General features: G+C 59.3%; 11 protein-coding genes and 5 pseudogenes. 6 read left to right on the top strand and 10 right to left on the bottom strand.

Annotated features, from left to right (window positions below; all coding sequences use genetic code 11):
• Positions 1–139: 139 nt before the first annotated feature.
• A complete protein-coding gene (locus CLM60_RS02710) occupies positions 140–1,396 on the top strand; it encodes an IS110 family RNA-guided transposase (RefSeq protein WP_095587669.1) in 1,257 nt (418 codons plus the stop codon).
• A 234-nt stretch (positions 1,397–1,630) separates the two neighbouring features.
• Here CLM60_RS02710 and CLM60_RS02715 read toward each other — a convergent pair.
• Positions 1,631–2,442 (bottom strand): annotated as a pseudogene (locus CLM60_RS02715) (IS3 family transposase); the annotation flags it as partial.
• A gap of 97 nt (positions 2,443–2,539) precedes the next feature.
• Between CLM60_RS02715 and CLM60_RS02720 the strand changes: the two are divergent.
• Both CLM60_RS02720 and CLM60_RS02725 read left to right on the top strand, forming a co-directional pair.
• Entirely contained in the window at positions 2,540–3,271 is a 732-nt protein-coding gene (locus CLM60_RS02720) for a DUF305 domain-containing protein (protein ID WP_245848131.1), read from the top strand.
• Positions 3,272–3,293: 22 nt separating this feature from the next.
• Positions 3,294–3,578, top strand: a pseudogene (locus CLM60_RS02725) (glutaredoxin domain-containing protein); the annotation flags it as partial.
• A gap of 143 nt (positions 3,579–3,721) precedes the next feature.
• Here the strand turns inward: CLM60_RS02725 and CLM60_RS02730 are convergent.
• Positions 3,722–4,906: pseudogene (locus tag CLM60_RS02730) on the bottom strand (IS110 family RNA-guided transposase); the annotation flags it as partial.
• A gap of 265 nt (positions 4,907–5,171) precedes the next feature.
• Between CLM60_RS02730 and CLM60_RS02735 the strand changes: the two are divergent.
• Positions 5,172–5,390 (top strand): annotated as a pseudogene (locus CLM60_RS02735) (transposase); the annotation flags it as partial.
• 222 nt (positions 5,391–5,612) lie between these two features.
• On the opposite strand, the gene CLM60_RS20610 reads toward CLM60_RS02735, so the two are convergent.
• The 7 genes from CLM60_RS20610 to CLM60_RS02770 form a co-directional block, all read right to left on the bottom strand.
• Positions 5,613–5,876: a hypothetical protein gene (locus CLM60_RS20610; RefSeq protein WP_141246447.1), complete on the bottom strand. Its 264-nt coding sequence runs from the start codon at positions 5,874–5,876 to the stop codon at positions 5,613–5,615.
• A 263-nt stretch (positions 5,877–6,139) separates the two neighbouring features.
• Positions 6,140–6,436 (bottom strand): cupredoxin domain-containing protein, encoded by a 297-nt coding sequence (locus CLM60_RS02740; protein ID WP_245848134.1) that lies wholly within the window; start codon positions 6,434–6,436, stop codon positions 6,140–6,142.
• A 177-nt stretch (positions 6,437–6,613) separates the two neighbouring features.
• Positions 6,614–7,330 (bottom strand): copper-binding protein, encoded by a 717-nt coding sequence (locus CLM60_RS02745; protein ID WP_095587670.1) that lies wholly within the window; start codon positions 7,328–7,330, stop codon positions 6,614–6,616.
• A 46-nt stretch (positions 7,331–7,376) separates the two neighbouring features.
• A complete protein-coding gene (locus CLM60_RS02750; RefSeq protein WP_110476940.1) occupies positions 7,377–8,735 on the bottom strand; it encodes a multicopper oxidase family protein in 1,359 nt (452 codons plus the stop codon).
• 11 nt (positions 8,736–8,746) lie between these two features.
• Positions 8,747–10,210, bottom strand: a complete 1,464-nt coding sequence (locus CLM60_RS02755) for a TolC family protein (protein WP_071974100.1) — start codon at positions 10,208–10,210, stop codon at positions 8,747–8,749.
• Positions 10,210–10,431 (bottom strand): putative periplasmic lipoprotein, encoded by a 222-nt coding sequence (locus tag CLM60_RS02760; protein ID WP_221227929.1) that lies wholly within the window; start codon positions 10,429–10,431, stop codon positions 10,210–10,212. Before CLM60_RS02760 ends, CLM60_RS02755 begins: the two co-directional genes overlap by 1 nt.
• Positions 10,432–11,124: 693 nt before the next feature.
• Positions 11,125–11,325 (bottom strand): heavy-metal-associated domain-containing protein, encoded by a 201-nt coding sequence (locus CLM60_RS02770; RefSeq protein ID WP_095587672.1) that lies wholly within the window; start codon positions 11,323–11,325, stop codon positions 11,125–11,127.
• 140 nt (positions 11,326–11,465) lie between these two features.
• Here CLM60_RS02770 and CLM60_RS02775 point away from each other — a divergent pair, with 140 nt between their 5' ends.
• Entirely contained in the window at positions 11,466–12,017 is a 552-nt protein-coding gene (locus CLM60_RS02775; protein ID WP_095587673.1) for a copper ion binding protein, read from the top strand.
• A 3-nt stretch (positions 12,018–12,020) separates the two neighbouring features.
• On the opposite strand, the pseudogene CLM60_RS02780 reads toward CLM60_RS02775, so the two are convergent.
• Positions 12,021–12,314, bottom strand: a pseudogene (locus CLM60_RS02780) (integrase core domain-containing protein); the annotation flags it as partial.
• Positions 12,315–12,450: 136 nt separating this feature from the next.
• Here CLM60_RS02780 and CLM60_RS02785 point away from each other — a divergent pair.
• Positions 12,451–13,707, top strand: a complete 1,257-nt coding sequence (locus CLM60_RS02785; protein ID WP_095587669.1) for an IS110 family RNA-guided transposase — start codon at positions 12,451–12,453, stop codon at positions 13,705–13,707.
• Positions 13,708–13,948 lie beyond the last annotated feature (241 nt).

The raw sequence follows: 13,948 nt of genomic DNA on the forward strand, positions 1-13,948 counted from the left end.
GCCGTAGCACGTCGGGAAGATGGGCTGTCTTTAGGTTATGGCCACGCGCGCAGCCCCCAAATTGCGCAGCGGGTGGCCATAACCGGGTCTCAAGTCTCAACAGTGGTTTTGCACAACCACACTGCTGAGGAGACCGGCTATGACCGCCACTCATTTTACTGCTTCGACCTTGCTGGTCGCCATCGACATTTCAAAACACCGGCACGAAGTGCTTATCGGCATTCCCGGCAAGAAGCGCCGTCGCCGCATGACGATTACGAACACGCTGGAAGACTTTCGGCGCCTGTCTGCGGCCCTCACAAGCTATGATCTACCGGTGCGGATCGGGTTTGAGGCGACCGGCAACTACCATCGTCCGTTGGCGCACCATCTCGGCCTGGCCGGGTTCGACCTGAAGCTTGTCTCTTCCGTTGGCTTGGCCCGAACGCGCGAGGCTCTGCACAACAGCTGGGACAAGAATGATCCCAAGGACGCCCAGGTCATCCTGCACATGATGGAGATCGGCGCCGTGCAGTTCTTTCACGATCCGCTGGTCGTAGGGACGGCGGATATTCAGGAGCTGTCGAAGACGCACGAGGTCGTCTCGCGTTCGAAGACCGAGCTCTGGCACCGTATCCTGACGCACTACCTGCCGCTCTACTTCCCTGAGGCGGAAAGGTTTCATCGAAGCTCCCGAACCGACTGGTTCCTCGCGTTCCTCGAGAGGTATCCGACGCCGACGATGATCGCGGCCATGACCCGGGAAGACTTCATCGCTGATGCCTGGCACGTGGTGGGCAAGAAGGTTTCCAAAGAGCGCCTGCTTTCAGATATTTACGCCACGGCGGTCGGCTCTGTTGGTTTGCCCGTCGGACCGGATTCCGACGCCGTTCGCATGTTCCGTCTGGTCCTCGCCGAAGGCAGAAGCCTCGTCCGCCAGCGCAACGAGATCGAAGCGCGTGCGGTCGAGCTGCTCTCCGATCTGCCCGACTATCAGCTGCTGACGACGATTCCCGGCATCGGCCCGATCAACGCCATGACCATCCTGGCCGAGGCCGGCGACCTGCGTCGGTTCCGGCATCACCGCCAGTTCCTGAAGTTCTGCGGCATGGACCTCGCCACCGTGCAGTCCGGCATGTTCCGCGGTCAGAGCCGTATCTCGAAGTACGGCAATGCCCGGCTGCGGCGCACGCTGTGGATGGCCGGCCAGACCGCCGTTCTCAAGCGGACCAACAGCTTCCGCGACAAGTTCGAGCGCTACATCTCGAAGGATCGACACAACGCCCATCTGCGCCGCAAGGCCTACACCGCAATCGCGGCCAAGATGGCGCGCACCGTACACGCCGTGGTCAATCACGGCGAACCCTATCGCCCCTTCTTCGAGGGGGTGAGCCCAGGCGGAAGGACCCCTCTCTGACGAGCCGTGGAGGCAGCTTTCTGACCTCGTAGATAATGTTCGGGCCTTCTGCTTGGGATTTGGGATCTCGTATTGAGGACGGTGAGGGCCGCCGTGGCGCGTACCCTGTGTTTGCTATGGAAGAGATCATTTCTTGACGGCAGAGCCCGTCTGGGCAAACTTATCACGGCATCCGGAACACCGGATGCCCCATGACCTGCTGACCTAAGCAGCCCGAATCTCCCGACATAGGACGTTGTCGACCCGAATGCTCCTGGGCTTTCCGCGTTGCCGGGCGATCCGGTCAAGCTCCTCGACGACCTGATACGCCCTGAAGTTCGTCCTCGCAGAGGTCGCGAGAGCCTCTCTCGTATGGCAGTCCAAGATTGTCAGGATCCGGAACGGTCGACTATCGAAGAGCTTGTCCGACAGGAAGTCCATTGCCCAGACATCGTTCATACCCTCGGCCTCTGCCCGGCCAGCACGATAGCGGCACGCCCGCCGCCGCCTCGGGCTCCGGGTGCGGATGGACAGACCTTCTTCGCTGTAAATCCGGTAGGTTCGCTTGTGATTGATCTGCCAGCCCTCGCGCTGCAGCAGGACGTGCAATCGCCGGTAGCCGTAGCGCACCCGCGCTTCGGCCAGTTCTTTTATCCGCATCCGCAGCTCCACAGCCGGATCGCGCCGCGAAAGGTATCTGTGGGAAGCCCGCCCGAAGCCCATCGCCCGGCACGCCCGCCGCTCTGACAACGCGAAGACCTCCTGGTAGTGGCGGACGACTTCACGGCGACAGACGGGCTTCACCACTTTTTTCGCAGGGCATCCTGCAGCATGGTCTTGTCCAGCGTCAGATCCGCGACCAGCCGCTTCAGCTTCGAGTTCTCCTCCTCGAGCTGCTTCAAGCGCCGGATCTCGGACACGCCCATCCCGGCATAGACCTTCTTCCAGCGGTAGAACGTGGCTTCCGCCACGCCCATCTTGCGGCAGATCTCGCCAACGCTCGTGCCGGCTTCCGCCTGCCTCAGCGCGAACGCGATCTGCTCGTCTGTGAATCGTTTCTTCGGCATCTGGGCACTCCTCTCGATACCGAAATGTGCCCGAAAATTCGCCGTCAGACCGGACCAGTTTCAGGGGTCAAGACCAGCTCTCCTGATGGGTGCCACCATGGCGATCATCATGCTGGGCTTCATGCTGTCGATGTATTCCAGCAAGACGGCTAACGCCGCCATCTTCATCAGTGCCGCTGTGGTCTTTGCCACCTCGCTATGGCTGGTCCGCAGCCAGGTGACGGTCGGCGACACCAGCTACATGCGCGCGATGATCCCGCATCACTCCATCGCAATCATGACCTCCAGCCGCGCCGATATTTCCGACCCACGCGTGCGCAAGCTCGCGGATGAGATCATCTATGCGCAGGACAAGGAAATCGCTGAGATGCGTTATCTGGTGAACGATATCGACGCCAATGGTGACAGTCCGGCACAGTCAGAAAGCGGACCGGCGCAGATCGTGAGCCTTGACGAGGCGCTATCAACCCCGGAAGTCGCCATTCTCGACCTCGAATTTCTTACTACGGAAGACATTGCGCAGATGTTTCCCGGCGGCGCGGCGTGCACGTTCACCTACACCCCCACAAGCAGGCCTGCGCTGGCGGTGGGTCGCATCGACGGTGGGAGTGTAGCTCTCGCCAAGATCAGCGGCGATCTGGTGCGGCTGGAGGCTGGCGACACCGGAAGCACTTGGGGCACGGGAGGCATGACAGTGGCGTTGAGCGCGCCGAGCGGAACCGGCACATTGGACGCAAATAGTGGCGAAATGCAGGACGCCGATCTCGTTCTCGAACTTGGGTCCGGTCTGCGTGCAGGGTATCGCGGATATTACGGTTGCGGTGGCTGAACCAGAAACTGGAGGAAACACCATGCCGAAAGACACAACCAAAACAGCCACGCTCTACCGGATGGTCATGCCGGATCATCTTTGCCCCTATGGCCTGAAGTCCAAGGACCTGCTCGAACGCGAAGGGTACGAAGTCGAGGATCACCCGCTGACCACCCGCGAGGAAACCGACGCCTTCATGGAAAAGCATGGCGTCGAGACCACGCCGCAAACCTGGATTGGCGACGAACGGATCGGCGGATATGACGACCTGCGGGTGCATTTCGGCCTTGATGCGCCGGAAAGCGAACGCTCGGACACCTACTACGGATGTGATCGACAAGACTTTCCTTCTGGTTCTTGCTATTCTTCTCCAGTGCGGTCGACCTCGTGGTGAAGCGTGGCGCGTCGGCTGGAAGCGTCGCCGGGCAACCTGTTCAGTCCCTGCCGGTTTGAGGCGGCCGCATCCCCGCCTTTCGTGGATGGATGTGAGCGCCAGGCGGCGACGAAGTGTTCGTAGCTCTCCTGCGCTCGCTCAGCGATCTGCAGTTCCTGGTGCCGCATTTCCTTCACGTTGTAGGCATAGGTCGCTCCCCGCCTGTTGCCCTTTTTCTGCGGCTGCCCCGCAGCCAGTTCCATGGACCGTCCCTTGTGGGCAACCAGGCTGGGACGAGCCCAGCGGTAGTCCTCTCCCCTCGTCAGCATATGCCAGCAGAGCGTTGCGAGCTTGCGAGCCACGGCGACGGCGGCGATCTGATGACCACGCCGCGCCCGGATACGGATGAAGAAGGCCCGTAGTGGTCCGGGTGCTTTCGCCGCTGCCCAAGCCGCCTCGACCAGCATGGCACGTGCATGACTGCGCCCAGCCTTGCTGATGCGACCGTGGTGGGCGGCGCCGAGGCCGGACTGGCGGACTCGCGGGTTCAGTCCGAAGTAGCTCACCAGTTTCTGCGGATAGTTGAACCGGTCGATGCTGCCGATCGCGGCCATCAGCCCGGCCGCCACGGCCAGATTGACTCCGGTGATGGTCAGCAGCCGTCGGATTGCGTCGTCGTGCAGCGCGTCCTGGGCAATGTCCCGATCCAGCACGGCAAGATCCTCCCCGAGCCGATCCAGTTCGCGGACATGGCGCGCGATCGCCGCCCGCTCATCGTCGGGAACGGGCTGTCGGGCCAGCCAGTCCCGACCCCGGCGATTGAACAGGTCAGCATGGGGGCACTTGGGGATCAGATGCGCATGCAGGATGGCATGCACCTCGTTCTTGATCCGGGTCCGGTGTCGCACAACGTGGTAGCGGCGCGCCACGAGCCTGCGCATCCGCTCTGTGGCCGCATCCGGCGTCCAGATCTTCGGCAGATAGCCGGCGGCGTGCAGACTGGCCAGCGTGCTTGCATCGACCTTGTCGGTCTTCACGTGGGCATGTGCGATTGCTTTCACCTGGAGAGGATTGGCAATCACCACCCGTTTCACATGGAGCGTCAGAACCCGGGACACCGCCATGCAGTTGCCGGTCGCCTCGATCACCACTTCGTCCGTCTTCTTCAATTGCCGGCCGAACCCCTCCAGGGCCGTGCGCGTCATCTCGACCCGGCCTTCATGCCGGGTCAGACCGTTCTCCCAGATCACCACCTCCCCGAAGGTCCGGTGGATATAAATTCCTATCACGCGTCGCATGCGCGCCTCCCTTGCCAGTGACAAAAAGTGGGAGCGGCGGGCGACACGACAACTACGGATTCGCGCTCTCGGCGCAACCGGGCGAGTCGCAGAGGCGGCCAGCTACTAACACGAGCTCGCAGCTCATCGTGTGCATCGGCCTGCCCGCACCTTCGTGCTCCCGGTGCCTCTGTCCCGGATGCTCGCAGCATATACCCTGATCCGAGAAGCAGAGCCGACCATCGGCACCGAGATCATCATGCCGGTTACCAATCCGATTGAGCGGCTGAACGGCGAGATCAGACGGCGGACGGATGTCGTCGGCATCTTTCCGAACGAGGCTTCGATCCGGCGCCTCGTCGGCGCGATCCTGATGGAGCAGACCGAGGAGTGGACCGTCCAGCGCGCCAGATACATGACGCTGGAAACGCTCGCGCCCGTCTGCGATGATCTCAGTGTCAGCCTGCCTGCAGCGCAGAGCGACTGACCAGCTCAGCCCGCTCGAAAGCGCGAGGCCCACGGTGAGCTACACCACCTCCTGGGACGTCTTCAACTGGAGACAGTGTCGAAGACGGTCCTCGCAAACCCACCTTGGCACATTGATGCCGTCGGGGGGCGGTCACATCATCAGATCCTCATCAGAGTCAAGCTGCACTCAACTTCAGTCGAGTGCAGCTTGTGATCTTGTTCGGTTTCAGGAAGCGCTTGGTTATCCTGAAAATAAGCCGTTTTCAAATTTACGAATAAGCGCCTGAACCTGACTTTTTTTGCCGCCAAACCCGTCGTCGCTCGAAAAAATCACATTCATCAGTGTGGAAATTTGTCTGTGGTTCAGTGCGCTAACATTGGCATCCGGCGCATACTTTTCAATCGTTGCGACGGTTGCTGCGGATGTATTGCTTGCCATAGCGTTTGTCGCCGAGACCGTGACAAACGCAGAAATCAGAAGGCCTTTGAAAATTTTCGAAGTCATCTCTACCTCATTTCGTTTCCATGCGCGATAAGATCGTCTTATTCGCTATGATTAGATTACTCATTTTACAGAACACATTCCATCTTCTTTGTGTATCAAAGTGTATCGCTAAATATCTGTTATTACACATAAATGTGATAAATTATGCCGAATATTTTACTATCAACCCATCTTTCTGAATTGAGGTGTTCCTAGTTTCCTAGATACCTTCCTGTTTCAGTTTTTGCTGTCTGTTTTCGAAGTCAACGGGCGTCAGCATGCCGCTATTCGTGTGCTTGCGCCTTGGCTTGATCATGTTGCATTTTCGGATGTTCGTGCATCCACCGTTGGTGTTTCGCAATTTCATCAAATGAGCCTAGAAAGAACTCATGATCCAGAGCGCCCGTATTGCCGAGCGAAAGCGGAACGACCGATCCCTTTTCAATCTGGATTGCGTCCGGCTTGAAAAGCATATAACCGCTTTCTGTCTCCCTAATGGATATTTCGATCGTCCAGTCGAACGACGAACCGACACCTGGTTTTCCGATCGGATCATGCCCGGGCACTTTGAATGCGCGCATGAGGCTGCTGGCCCTTGCCAATGGAAGCGTCTACCGACAAAGCCGGAAAGAAGAATGCAAGGGCGGTGGTGCAGGTTATCAGGAAATTCATCATGCTCGGCTACCTCCGTAGCGCTTGATTTTATTGCCTGAAAGCGTTGGGGCCGGGCGTGTTCGCCTCGGCCCCATTGTCTATCTTCACTTCATCTGCGTGACAGTAAGCTTGCCCTTGACCCGGTCGGCAACGAACTCGATGTCCTGACCTTCCGCCATCTTGGCCATCATCGCTTCGTCCGCGCGGAACACCATCGTCATCGCGGGCATATCGAGGTTGACCAGAGGGCCGTGGATGATTGTGACCTTGCCGGCCTTTGCGTCGATCTTCTTGATGGTCCCGCTCGTATATTCCACGTCAGCCTGAGCCATCTGGTCCCCCACTGAGACCGCTCGGTGCATGCCGGATTCGTAGTGACCCGGGATCAGGCACGCGGCTTCGAACGTACCAGCATTCGCGAACGTCCAGACAACCTCACCCGAAGCGCCCGCATCGAGACGGATTCGGTTCGGGTCGTCGTGTTCCATATCCATCTTGGCCATTTCGATCTTGTGCTCGGCGTTGCGCTCGACTGTATCAAGGACGAATTCATGCTCCAGCTCACCCTTATTCGTGATGTTGAAGCGGATGGTTTCACCCTCCTTGATGGTCATCTCTTCGCTCTCGATCAGCATTTCGCCTTCGTCGTTTTCGAGCAGAGTGACATCAATTGTGCGGTCCACATTGGCGGCTTCACCCGGCATGCCGATCATCATTGCGGTCAGCTTGGTCTCACCGTGCCCGCCATCATGTGTGCCTGCGGCAAATGCTGGTGCCGAAAGCACCAACGCGAAGCTTGTCGTCAAAAGAAGATTTCTCATTTCATTGTCCTGTAAGTTGGTTTGGTTGGAGTTGACGAAGGGCCGTTCAGCCCTTCGAGTTTGGTTTTGGTGTGAGAATGGTCTTGGGACTGTTGTTCGAGGCGAATTCGGGCAATTCGCCGGTCCATTCGTAGGCCATCTCGCCCGGAGGATTTTCGTACCAGCCGGGATCGGAGTAATCGTCCGCGTCGATGCCGTCCCGCACCTTTACGACCGAAAACATGCCGCCCATCTCGATGGGGCCGTAGGGCCCCCAACCCGTCATCATCGGGATCGTGTTGTCAGGCAGCGGCATTTCCATTTTCGCCATGTCCCCCATGCCGGACATGCCCATGGGCATGTATTCCGGCTGGAACTGACGGATCTTCTGGGTCAGCGGCTTCTTGTTGACCCCGATGAATGTCGGCACATCGTGACCCATGGCATTCATCGTGTGGTGCGACTTGTGGCAGTGAATCGCCCAGTCACCCAGATGGTCTGCGACGAACTCATAGGCGCGCATCGCGCCCACGGGGATGTCGATGCTGACCTCCGGCCATTGCGCTTCTGGCGGCACCCAGCCACCATCCGTGCAGGTGACCTTGAAGTCATAGCCGTGCATGTGGATCGGGTGGTTTGTCATCGTGAGGTTGCCGACGCGTACTCGCACCTTGTCGCCCTTGTTCACGACCAGCGGATCGATGTCGGGGAAGATCCGACTGTTCCACGTCCACAGGTTGAAGTCCGTCATCGTCATGATGCGGGGCACGTATGTGCCGGGATCGATGTCAAAGGCATTCAGCATGATCAGAAAATCGCGATCCACCGGCATGAAGGTGGGATCCTTGGGGTGGACCACGAACATGCCCATCATCCCCATCGCCATCTGGGTCATTTCGTCGCCATGGGGGTGGTACATGAACGTGCCGGACTTCACCAAGTCGAATTCGTAGACAAACGTTTTTCCTGGCGGGATGCTGGGATGACTCAACCCGGAGACCCCATCCATGCCCGAGGGCAGGATGAGCCCGTGCCAATGCACCGTGGTGCCTTCCGGCAGCTTGTTGGTGACGTAGATGCGGACCCGGTCGCCTTCGACTGCTTCGATCGTTGGGCCGGTGGACTGGCCGTTGTAACCCCACAAATGCGCAATCATGCCGTCTGCAAGTTCGCGCTCTACCGGTTCGGCGACGAGGTGAAATTCCTTGACCCCGTTGTTCATCCGGTGCGGCAGGGTCCACCCGTTCAGCGTGACCACAGGTGTGTAGTCCGGCCCTGACGACGGACGCGCCGTAATCGCCGTTGCCGCACTGTCCATCTGCGCGGCTTCGGGGAGGCCCATGTTCAGGGTTTGACCCCAGGCTTTTGAAGAGACCAGCGTTGCACCTGCGGCGCCGGCTCCGAGTAATTGACGTCTGTTCAACATGTCAGTTCCTTTCAGTGTCCTGCGCCGCCACCGGCGGCAAGCGTTGCGCCTTCTCCACCAGCACCACCGCCGCCTTCGCCGCCGCCATAGATCGCGGCGGTCAGATCGGCCTGTGCCATATAGAATTCGCGTTTTGCATTTGCCGCTTCCAGGGATGCGCCAAGTTTCTCGCGCACGTCCGTCAGCAGCTCGAACGTGTTGGTGATCATGCCGTTGTAGGACAGCAAACCCTCTTCTTCGACGGTCGTGCGTAGCGGCACCAGAACGTCGCGGTAGTGGCGCGCGATTTTGTATGCGGCATGATAGGAGGCTTCAGCACCCCGCGCTTCGGACCGGACGTTCACGGCCTTCTCTGCGAGCACGTTGGCCGCTTGAAGATAAGACAACTCCGCCTTGCGCATCCGGGCTTTGCCGGTGTCGTAGATCGGGATCGCGAACTCCACTTCCACCTGAGGGGTGGTCACGGTTTCCGTTTCTCCGTCCTCAATTTCCCGCTCCGCCTCGAACCCGGCAATGAACTCAAGATCGCTGACAATGCGGGTCTGATCGGTCAGCCCAAACGCCTTGGCCTGCGCTTCCAGGCCAAGTTTGGCAACACGCAGATCCACCCGGTTTCGGAGCGCCTTGGCCTCGATGTCGGTCACACGGCCGACAGAACGCGGCAGTGCAGGAAGGGCATCTGGCACATAGTAATCGACTTCGGTGCCCCAGAGACCCATCAACCTGGTCAAAGCCTCCTTGGACCGAGTGGCGTTCAATCGTGCCTGTGCAAGTTGCCCCGCCAGTTCGGCATTGAATGCCTGTTCGCGGGCCTGCCCAGCTTTGTTGAGTGCGCCGGTCTCGCCCAACCTCATCGCCAGTTCAGAGCCGGCGTCAGAGGTCGCTTTCGCGCGCCGCAGATAACTCACTGCCTCGAAGGCGGCGACTGCATCGACCCATGCCTTTCGCGTCTGATTTGCCAGTGCGAGTGTGTCGTTCACGGCATTGAGCTGAGCCTGCCGGAAGCTTGCATCAGCAATGGCCATACGCTGTTTACGCGTGGTGGCATCGAGGACGTTCGACCGGATCAGCCCTTCGATCGCCCTGTAGGCACCGAGTTCAGGCGCACCGATTCCCAAGACACCAATTGAGACGATCGGGTTTTCCGGCGTCGATTGCTGCCAAGCCTCAGCGGCCGAGAGGCCAACATTGGCGTAAGACGCTTGCAGACCCTTATTGTTCAGCAGCGCAACCTGAACCGCCGTATCGGCCGAGATCGTCTTCCGATGCACCATGCTGTGCACCTGTTTCTTGAGAGCTTCGTTTTCGGCTTGGGTTTCGGCGAAGGCCGTCCGTTTGCCGATGGCCGGTGTGACCTGGCTGGAAATGTTGGCGAAGCCGGCTTTCGGTTCCGTGTAGATACCCGGTACTGCGGTAGCGCAGGCACCCAAAATTAGGGGAAAGCCAAGAACCAGCGGAATCTTAGATACCCGCATCAGTTGCCCTCCGTCTGCTCTTGATTGACGGAACGCCAATCACGGGGGCCGGTCGGACCACGATAGGTGTAGCCAGCCAATGGATCTTGATAGCTGATCGGAGACGAAACGGTCGCGTTGACGACAGCCTGTTGTGTCGCAACGGAGGGCAAAGGGGTAGGCTCATAGGCGCATGCGCCGAGCCCGAGGGCCGAAGCCCCCATAAGTAGATGAATTTTCATGAAGGTATCCTGATTGATGAACGATGTCTCACGCAGAGTCTGCGCAAGGCTCACACCCGGATTGGGCGCCGTTTCAGATCAGGAATCGAGGGGGCCGCAGAAACCCTGATGTTTCGACGGAATGCGTCTGACCGCTCAGGATCATATATTCTTTCGCCGCAATAGGATCCGGGAATACCAAGTCTGCGTCTGGAATGACGACAGAAATGCATATTCCGTTACAACACTGAGTTGATTGATGCTCTGTTTCACCCATGTCGGAGGATATGTCATCCACGTCAACTGTCGCCGGGTGTTTCATGTGGACGGCGTGGATATCAGTTCCCTGACCAACTGTCGGTTTGCTGAGAAGGGAGCTGATCGATCCAGAATGCTGACCATCATGCATTCCCGAGGCCGCGTGTGCCGCAGAAGGTGGAGACAGAACCAGCGCCAACGCAAAAGCGAAGCAAGTGAGGAATCTCACCCATGTTGAAATTGCGACACGCGTTCTCATACGGGGAATATGGACGTTTTGACAAACTAGTCAACGCTTACAGCACGGGAAGGTTTGGCACATTCCAGCGAGACAGGCGAATTCTCGCTGCGTGCGCTCAAAACTGTTGCGCAATAGGTACATAGCAACGTTCACCATTCAGACAGAAGACGCGAATATGGTAGTGAGTACTTCAGTAATGACTGGAAGTGCCGGGACTAACTCAGTTTTTGCGATACGTAGCCCGCATCGTGAATCGCTGCCTTCAGAGCGCTTTCATCCAATGCGCTATCTACCTCGACGGAACGCGCAGTCAGGTCACAGGTGACAGTCGCGTGTGGGTCTATCGTCACAATGGCCTTCTCTATCGACGCGGTGCAATGTCCGCAGTTCATGTCCGGCACGCTGAACCTGATCATCACGATCTCCTTCTTGCTGCTGCCATCTAGGCTGCTGCCCTATGGGAAGGTCAATGCCCGAAAAAATTCCTCGATGCATCTGTTGACCTTCCAGCGAATGGAACCCTTATCTCTAGCAAGACCAGGATCAGGAGTCACCCATGTCGGATTCGCATACCCTTCGACTTTCCCTGCAGAACATGTCCTGCGCCTCTTGCGTCGGGCGGGTGGAGCGTGGGCTTTCCGGCCTGCCGGGTGTCAGCGACGTTCACGTCAACCTTGCCAGCGAGACGGCCAAGGCGCAGATCGACGCGCAAGGGCGCATTTCGAACATCGTCGAAAAGCTGGAAGAGATTGGCTATCCGGCCCGTAATCAGAGCACTCGCCTGAACGTGGCCTCCATGTCCTGCGCGTCCTGCGTTGGGCGGGTGGACAAGGTGCTGGCGGCGGTGCCGGGCGTGCTGGACGTGAACGTCAATCTGGCATCGGAAACTGCGACGGTAACGTATCTCGAAGGCTCGGTTGCGGTTGCGGACCTGCTGAAGGCGGCGGGTGACGCAGGTTATCCCGCGACCTTGCCGCCGGACAGCGCGCCGGAAGACACGAGTGCCCGCAAGGATGAAGAGGCGCGGACGCTGGCTCGCAGGACCGCGCTGGCGGCAACCCTCGCCCTGCCTGTGTTTGGACTGCCCCCATTGAGTGGTCCGGGTTGATTGTTAGTGCACGGTCGGCCTCTGGTCCATTGGGACGAATGCTTCTGGTGCCGGCGGGCGATATCTCAGTGAGCTGTGCGGCCTGACGGTGTTGTAGTGGCGGCGCCATCGCTCGATCAGGATCTGTGCCTCCCTGAGTGAATAAAAGACCTCGGCGTTCAGCAGTTCGTCCCTGAGCCGCGCGTTGAAGCTCTCGACGTAGCCGTTTTCCCAGGGTGATCCCGGTTCGATATAGGCGGTCTTGGCGCCGACCGCGGCGATCCAGTCACGGACCGTGCCGGCAACGAACTCGGGGCCGTAGCACGTCGGGAAGATGGGCTGTCTTTAGGTTATGGCCACGCGCGCAGCCCCCAAATTGCGCAGCGGGTGGCCATAACCGGGTCTCAAGTCTCAACAGTGGTTTTGCACAACCACACTGCTGAGGAGACCGGCTATGACCGCCACTCATTTTACTGCTTCGACCTTGCTGGTCGCCATCGACATTTCAAAACACCGGCACGAAGTGCTTATCGGCATTCCCGGCAAGAAGCGCCGTCGCCGCATGACGATTACGAACACGCTGGAAGACTTTCGGCGCCTGTCTGCGGCCCTCACAAGCTATGATCTACCGGTGCGGATCGGGTTTGAGGCGACCGGCAACTACCATCGTCCGTTGGCGCACCATCTCGGCCTGGCCGGGTTCGACCTGAAGCTTGTCTCTTCCGTTGGCTTGGCCCGAACGCGCGAGGCTCTGCACAACAGCTGGGACAAGAATGATCCCAAGGACGCCCAGGTCATCCTGCACATGATGGAGATCGGCGCCGTGCAGTTCTTTCACGATCCGCTGGTCGTAGGGACGGCGGATATTCAGGAGCTGTCGAAGACGCACGAGGTCGTCTCGCGTTCGAAGACCGAGCTCTGGCACCGTATCCTGACGCACTACCTGCCGCTCTACTTCCCTGAGGCGGAAAGGTTTCATCGAAGCTCCCGAACCGACTGGTTCCTCGCGTTCCTCGAGAGGTATCCGACGCCGACGATGATCGCGGCCATGACCCGGGAAGACTTCATCGCTGATGCCTGGCACGTGGTGGGCAAGAAGGTTTCCAAAGAGCGCCTGCTTTCAGATATTTACGCCACGGCGGTCGGCTCTGTTGGTTTGCCCGTCGGACCGGATTCCGACGCCGTTCGCATGTTCCGTCTGGTCCTCGCCGAAGGCAGAAGCCTCGTCCGCCAGCGCAACGAGATCGAAGCGCGTGCGGTCGAGCTGCTCTCCGATCTGCCCGACTATCAGCTGCTGACGACGATTCCCGGCATCGGCCCGATCAACGCCATGACCATCCTGGCCGAGGCCGGCGACCTGCGTCGGTTCCGGCATCACCGCCAGTTCCTGAAGTTCTGCGGCATGGACCTCGCCACCGTGCAGTCCGGCATGTTCCGCGGTCAGAGCCGTATCTCGAAGTACGGCAATGCCCGGCTGCGGCGCACGCTGTGGATGGCCGGCCAGACCGCCGTTCTCAAGCGGACCAACAGCTTCCGCGACAAGTTCGAGCGCTACATCTCGAAGGATCGACACAACGCCCATCTGCGCCGCAAGGCCTACACCGCAATCGCGGCCAAGATGGCGCGCACCGTACACGCCGTGGTCAATCACGGCGAACCCTATCGCCCCTTCTTCGAGGGGGTGAGCCCAGGCGGAAGGACCCCTCTCTGACGAGCCGTGGAGGCAGCTTTCTGACCTCGTAGATAATGTTCGGGCCTTCTGCTTGGGATTTGGGATCTCGTATTGAGGACGGTGAGGGCCGCCGTGGCGCGTACCCTGTGTTTGCTATGGAAGAGATCATTTCTTGACGGCAGAGCCCGTCTGGGCAAACTTATCACGGCATCCGGAACACCGGATGCCCCATGACCTGCTGACCTAAGCAGCCCGAATCTCCCGACATAGGACGTTGTCG

It is taken from the genome of Actibacterium ureilyticum (assembly GCF_002285435.1).
GTDB classification, from domain to species: domain Bacteria; phylum Pseudomonadota; class Alphaproteobacteria; order Rhodobacterales; family Rhodobacteraceae; genus Actibacterium_C; species Actibacterium_C ureilyticum.

Excerpts from the sequence above, each read along its gene's own strand:
- CLM60_RS02770 (WP_095587672.1), bottom strand. The coding sequence starts at position 11,325 with ATGATCAGGTTCAGCGTGCCGGACATGAACTGCGGACATTGCACCGCG.
- CLM60_RS02785 (WP_095587669.1), top strand. The coding sequence starts at position 12,451 with ATGACCGCCACTCATTTTACTGCTTCGACCTTGCTGGTCGCCATCGAC.
- CLM60_RS02745 (WP_095587670.1), bottom strand. The coding sequence starts at position 7,330 with ATGAGAAATCTTCTTTTGACGACAAGCTTCGCGTTGGTGCTTTCGGCA.
- CLM60_RS02750 (WP_110476940.1), bottom strand. The coding sequence starts at position 8,735 with ATGTTGAACAGACGTCAATTACTCGGAGCCGGCGCCGCAGGTGCAACG.
- CLM60_RS02775 (WP_095587673.1), top strand. The coding sequence starts at position 11,466 with ATGTCGGATTCGCATACCCTTCGACTTTCCCTGCAGAACATGTCCTGC.
- CLM60_RS02760 (WP_221227929.1), bottom strand. The coding sequence starts at position 10,431 with ATGAAAATTCATCTACTTATGGGGGCTTCGGCCCTCGGGCTCGGCGCA.
- CLM60_RS02755 (WP_071974100.1), bottom strand. The coding sequence starts at position 10,210 with ATGCGGGTATCTAAGATTCCGCTGGTTCTTGGCTTTCCCCTAATTTTG.
- CLM60_RS02710 (WP_095587669.1), top strand. The coding sequence starts at position 140 with ATGACCGCCACTCATTTTACTGCTTCGACCTTGCTGGTCGCCATCGAC.
- CLM60_RS02740 (WP_245848134.1), bottom strand. The coding sequence starts at position 6,436 with ATGCGCGCATTCAAAGTGCCCGGGCATGATCCGATCGGAAAACCAGGT.
- CLM60_RS20610 (WP_141246447.1), bottom strand. The coding sequence starts at position 5,876 with ATGACTTCGAAAATTTTCAAAGGCCTTCTGATTTCTGCGTTTGTCACG.
- CLM60_RS02720 (WP_245848131.1), top strand. The coding sequence starts at position 2,540 with ATGGCGATCATCATGCTGGGCTTCATGCTGTCGATGTATTCCAGCAAG.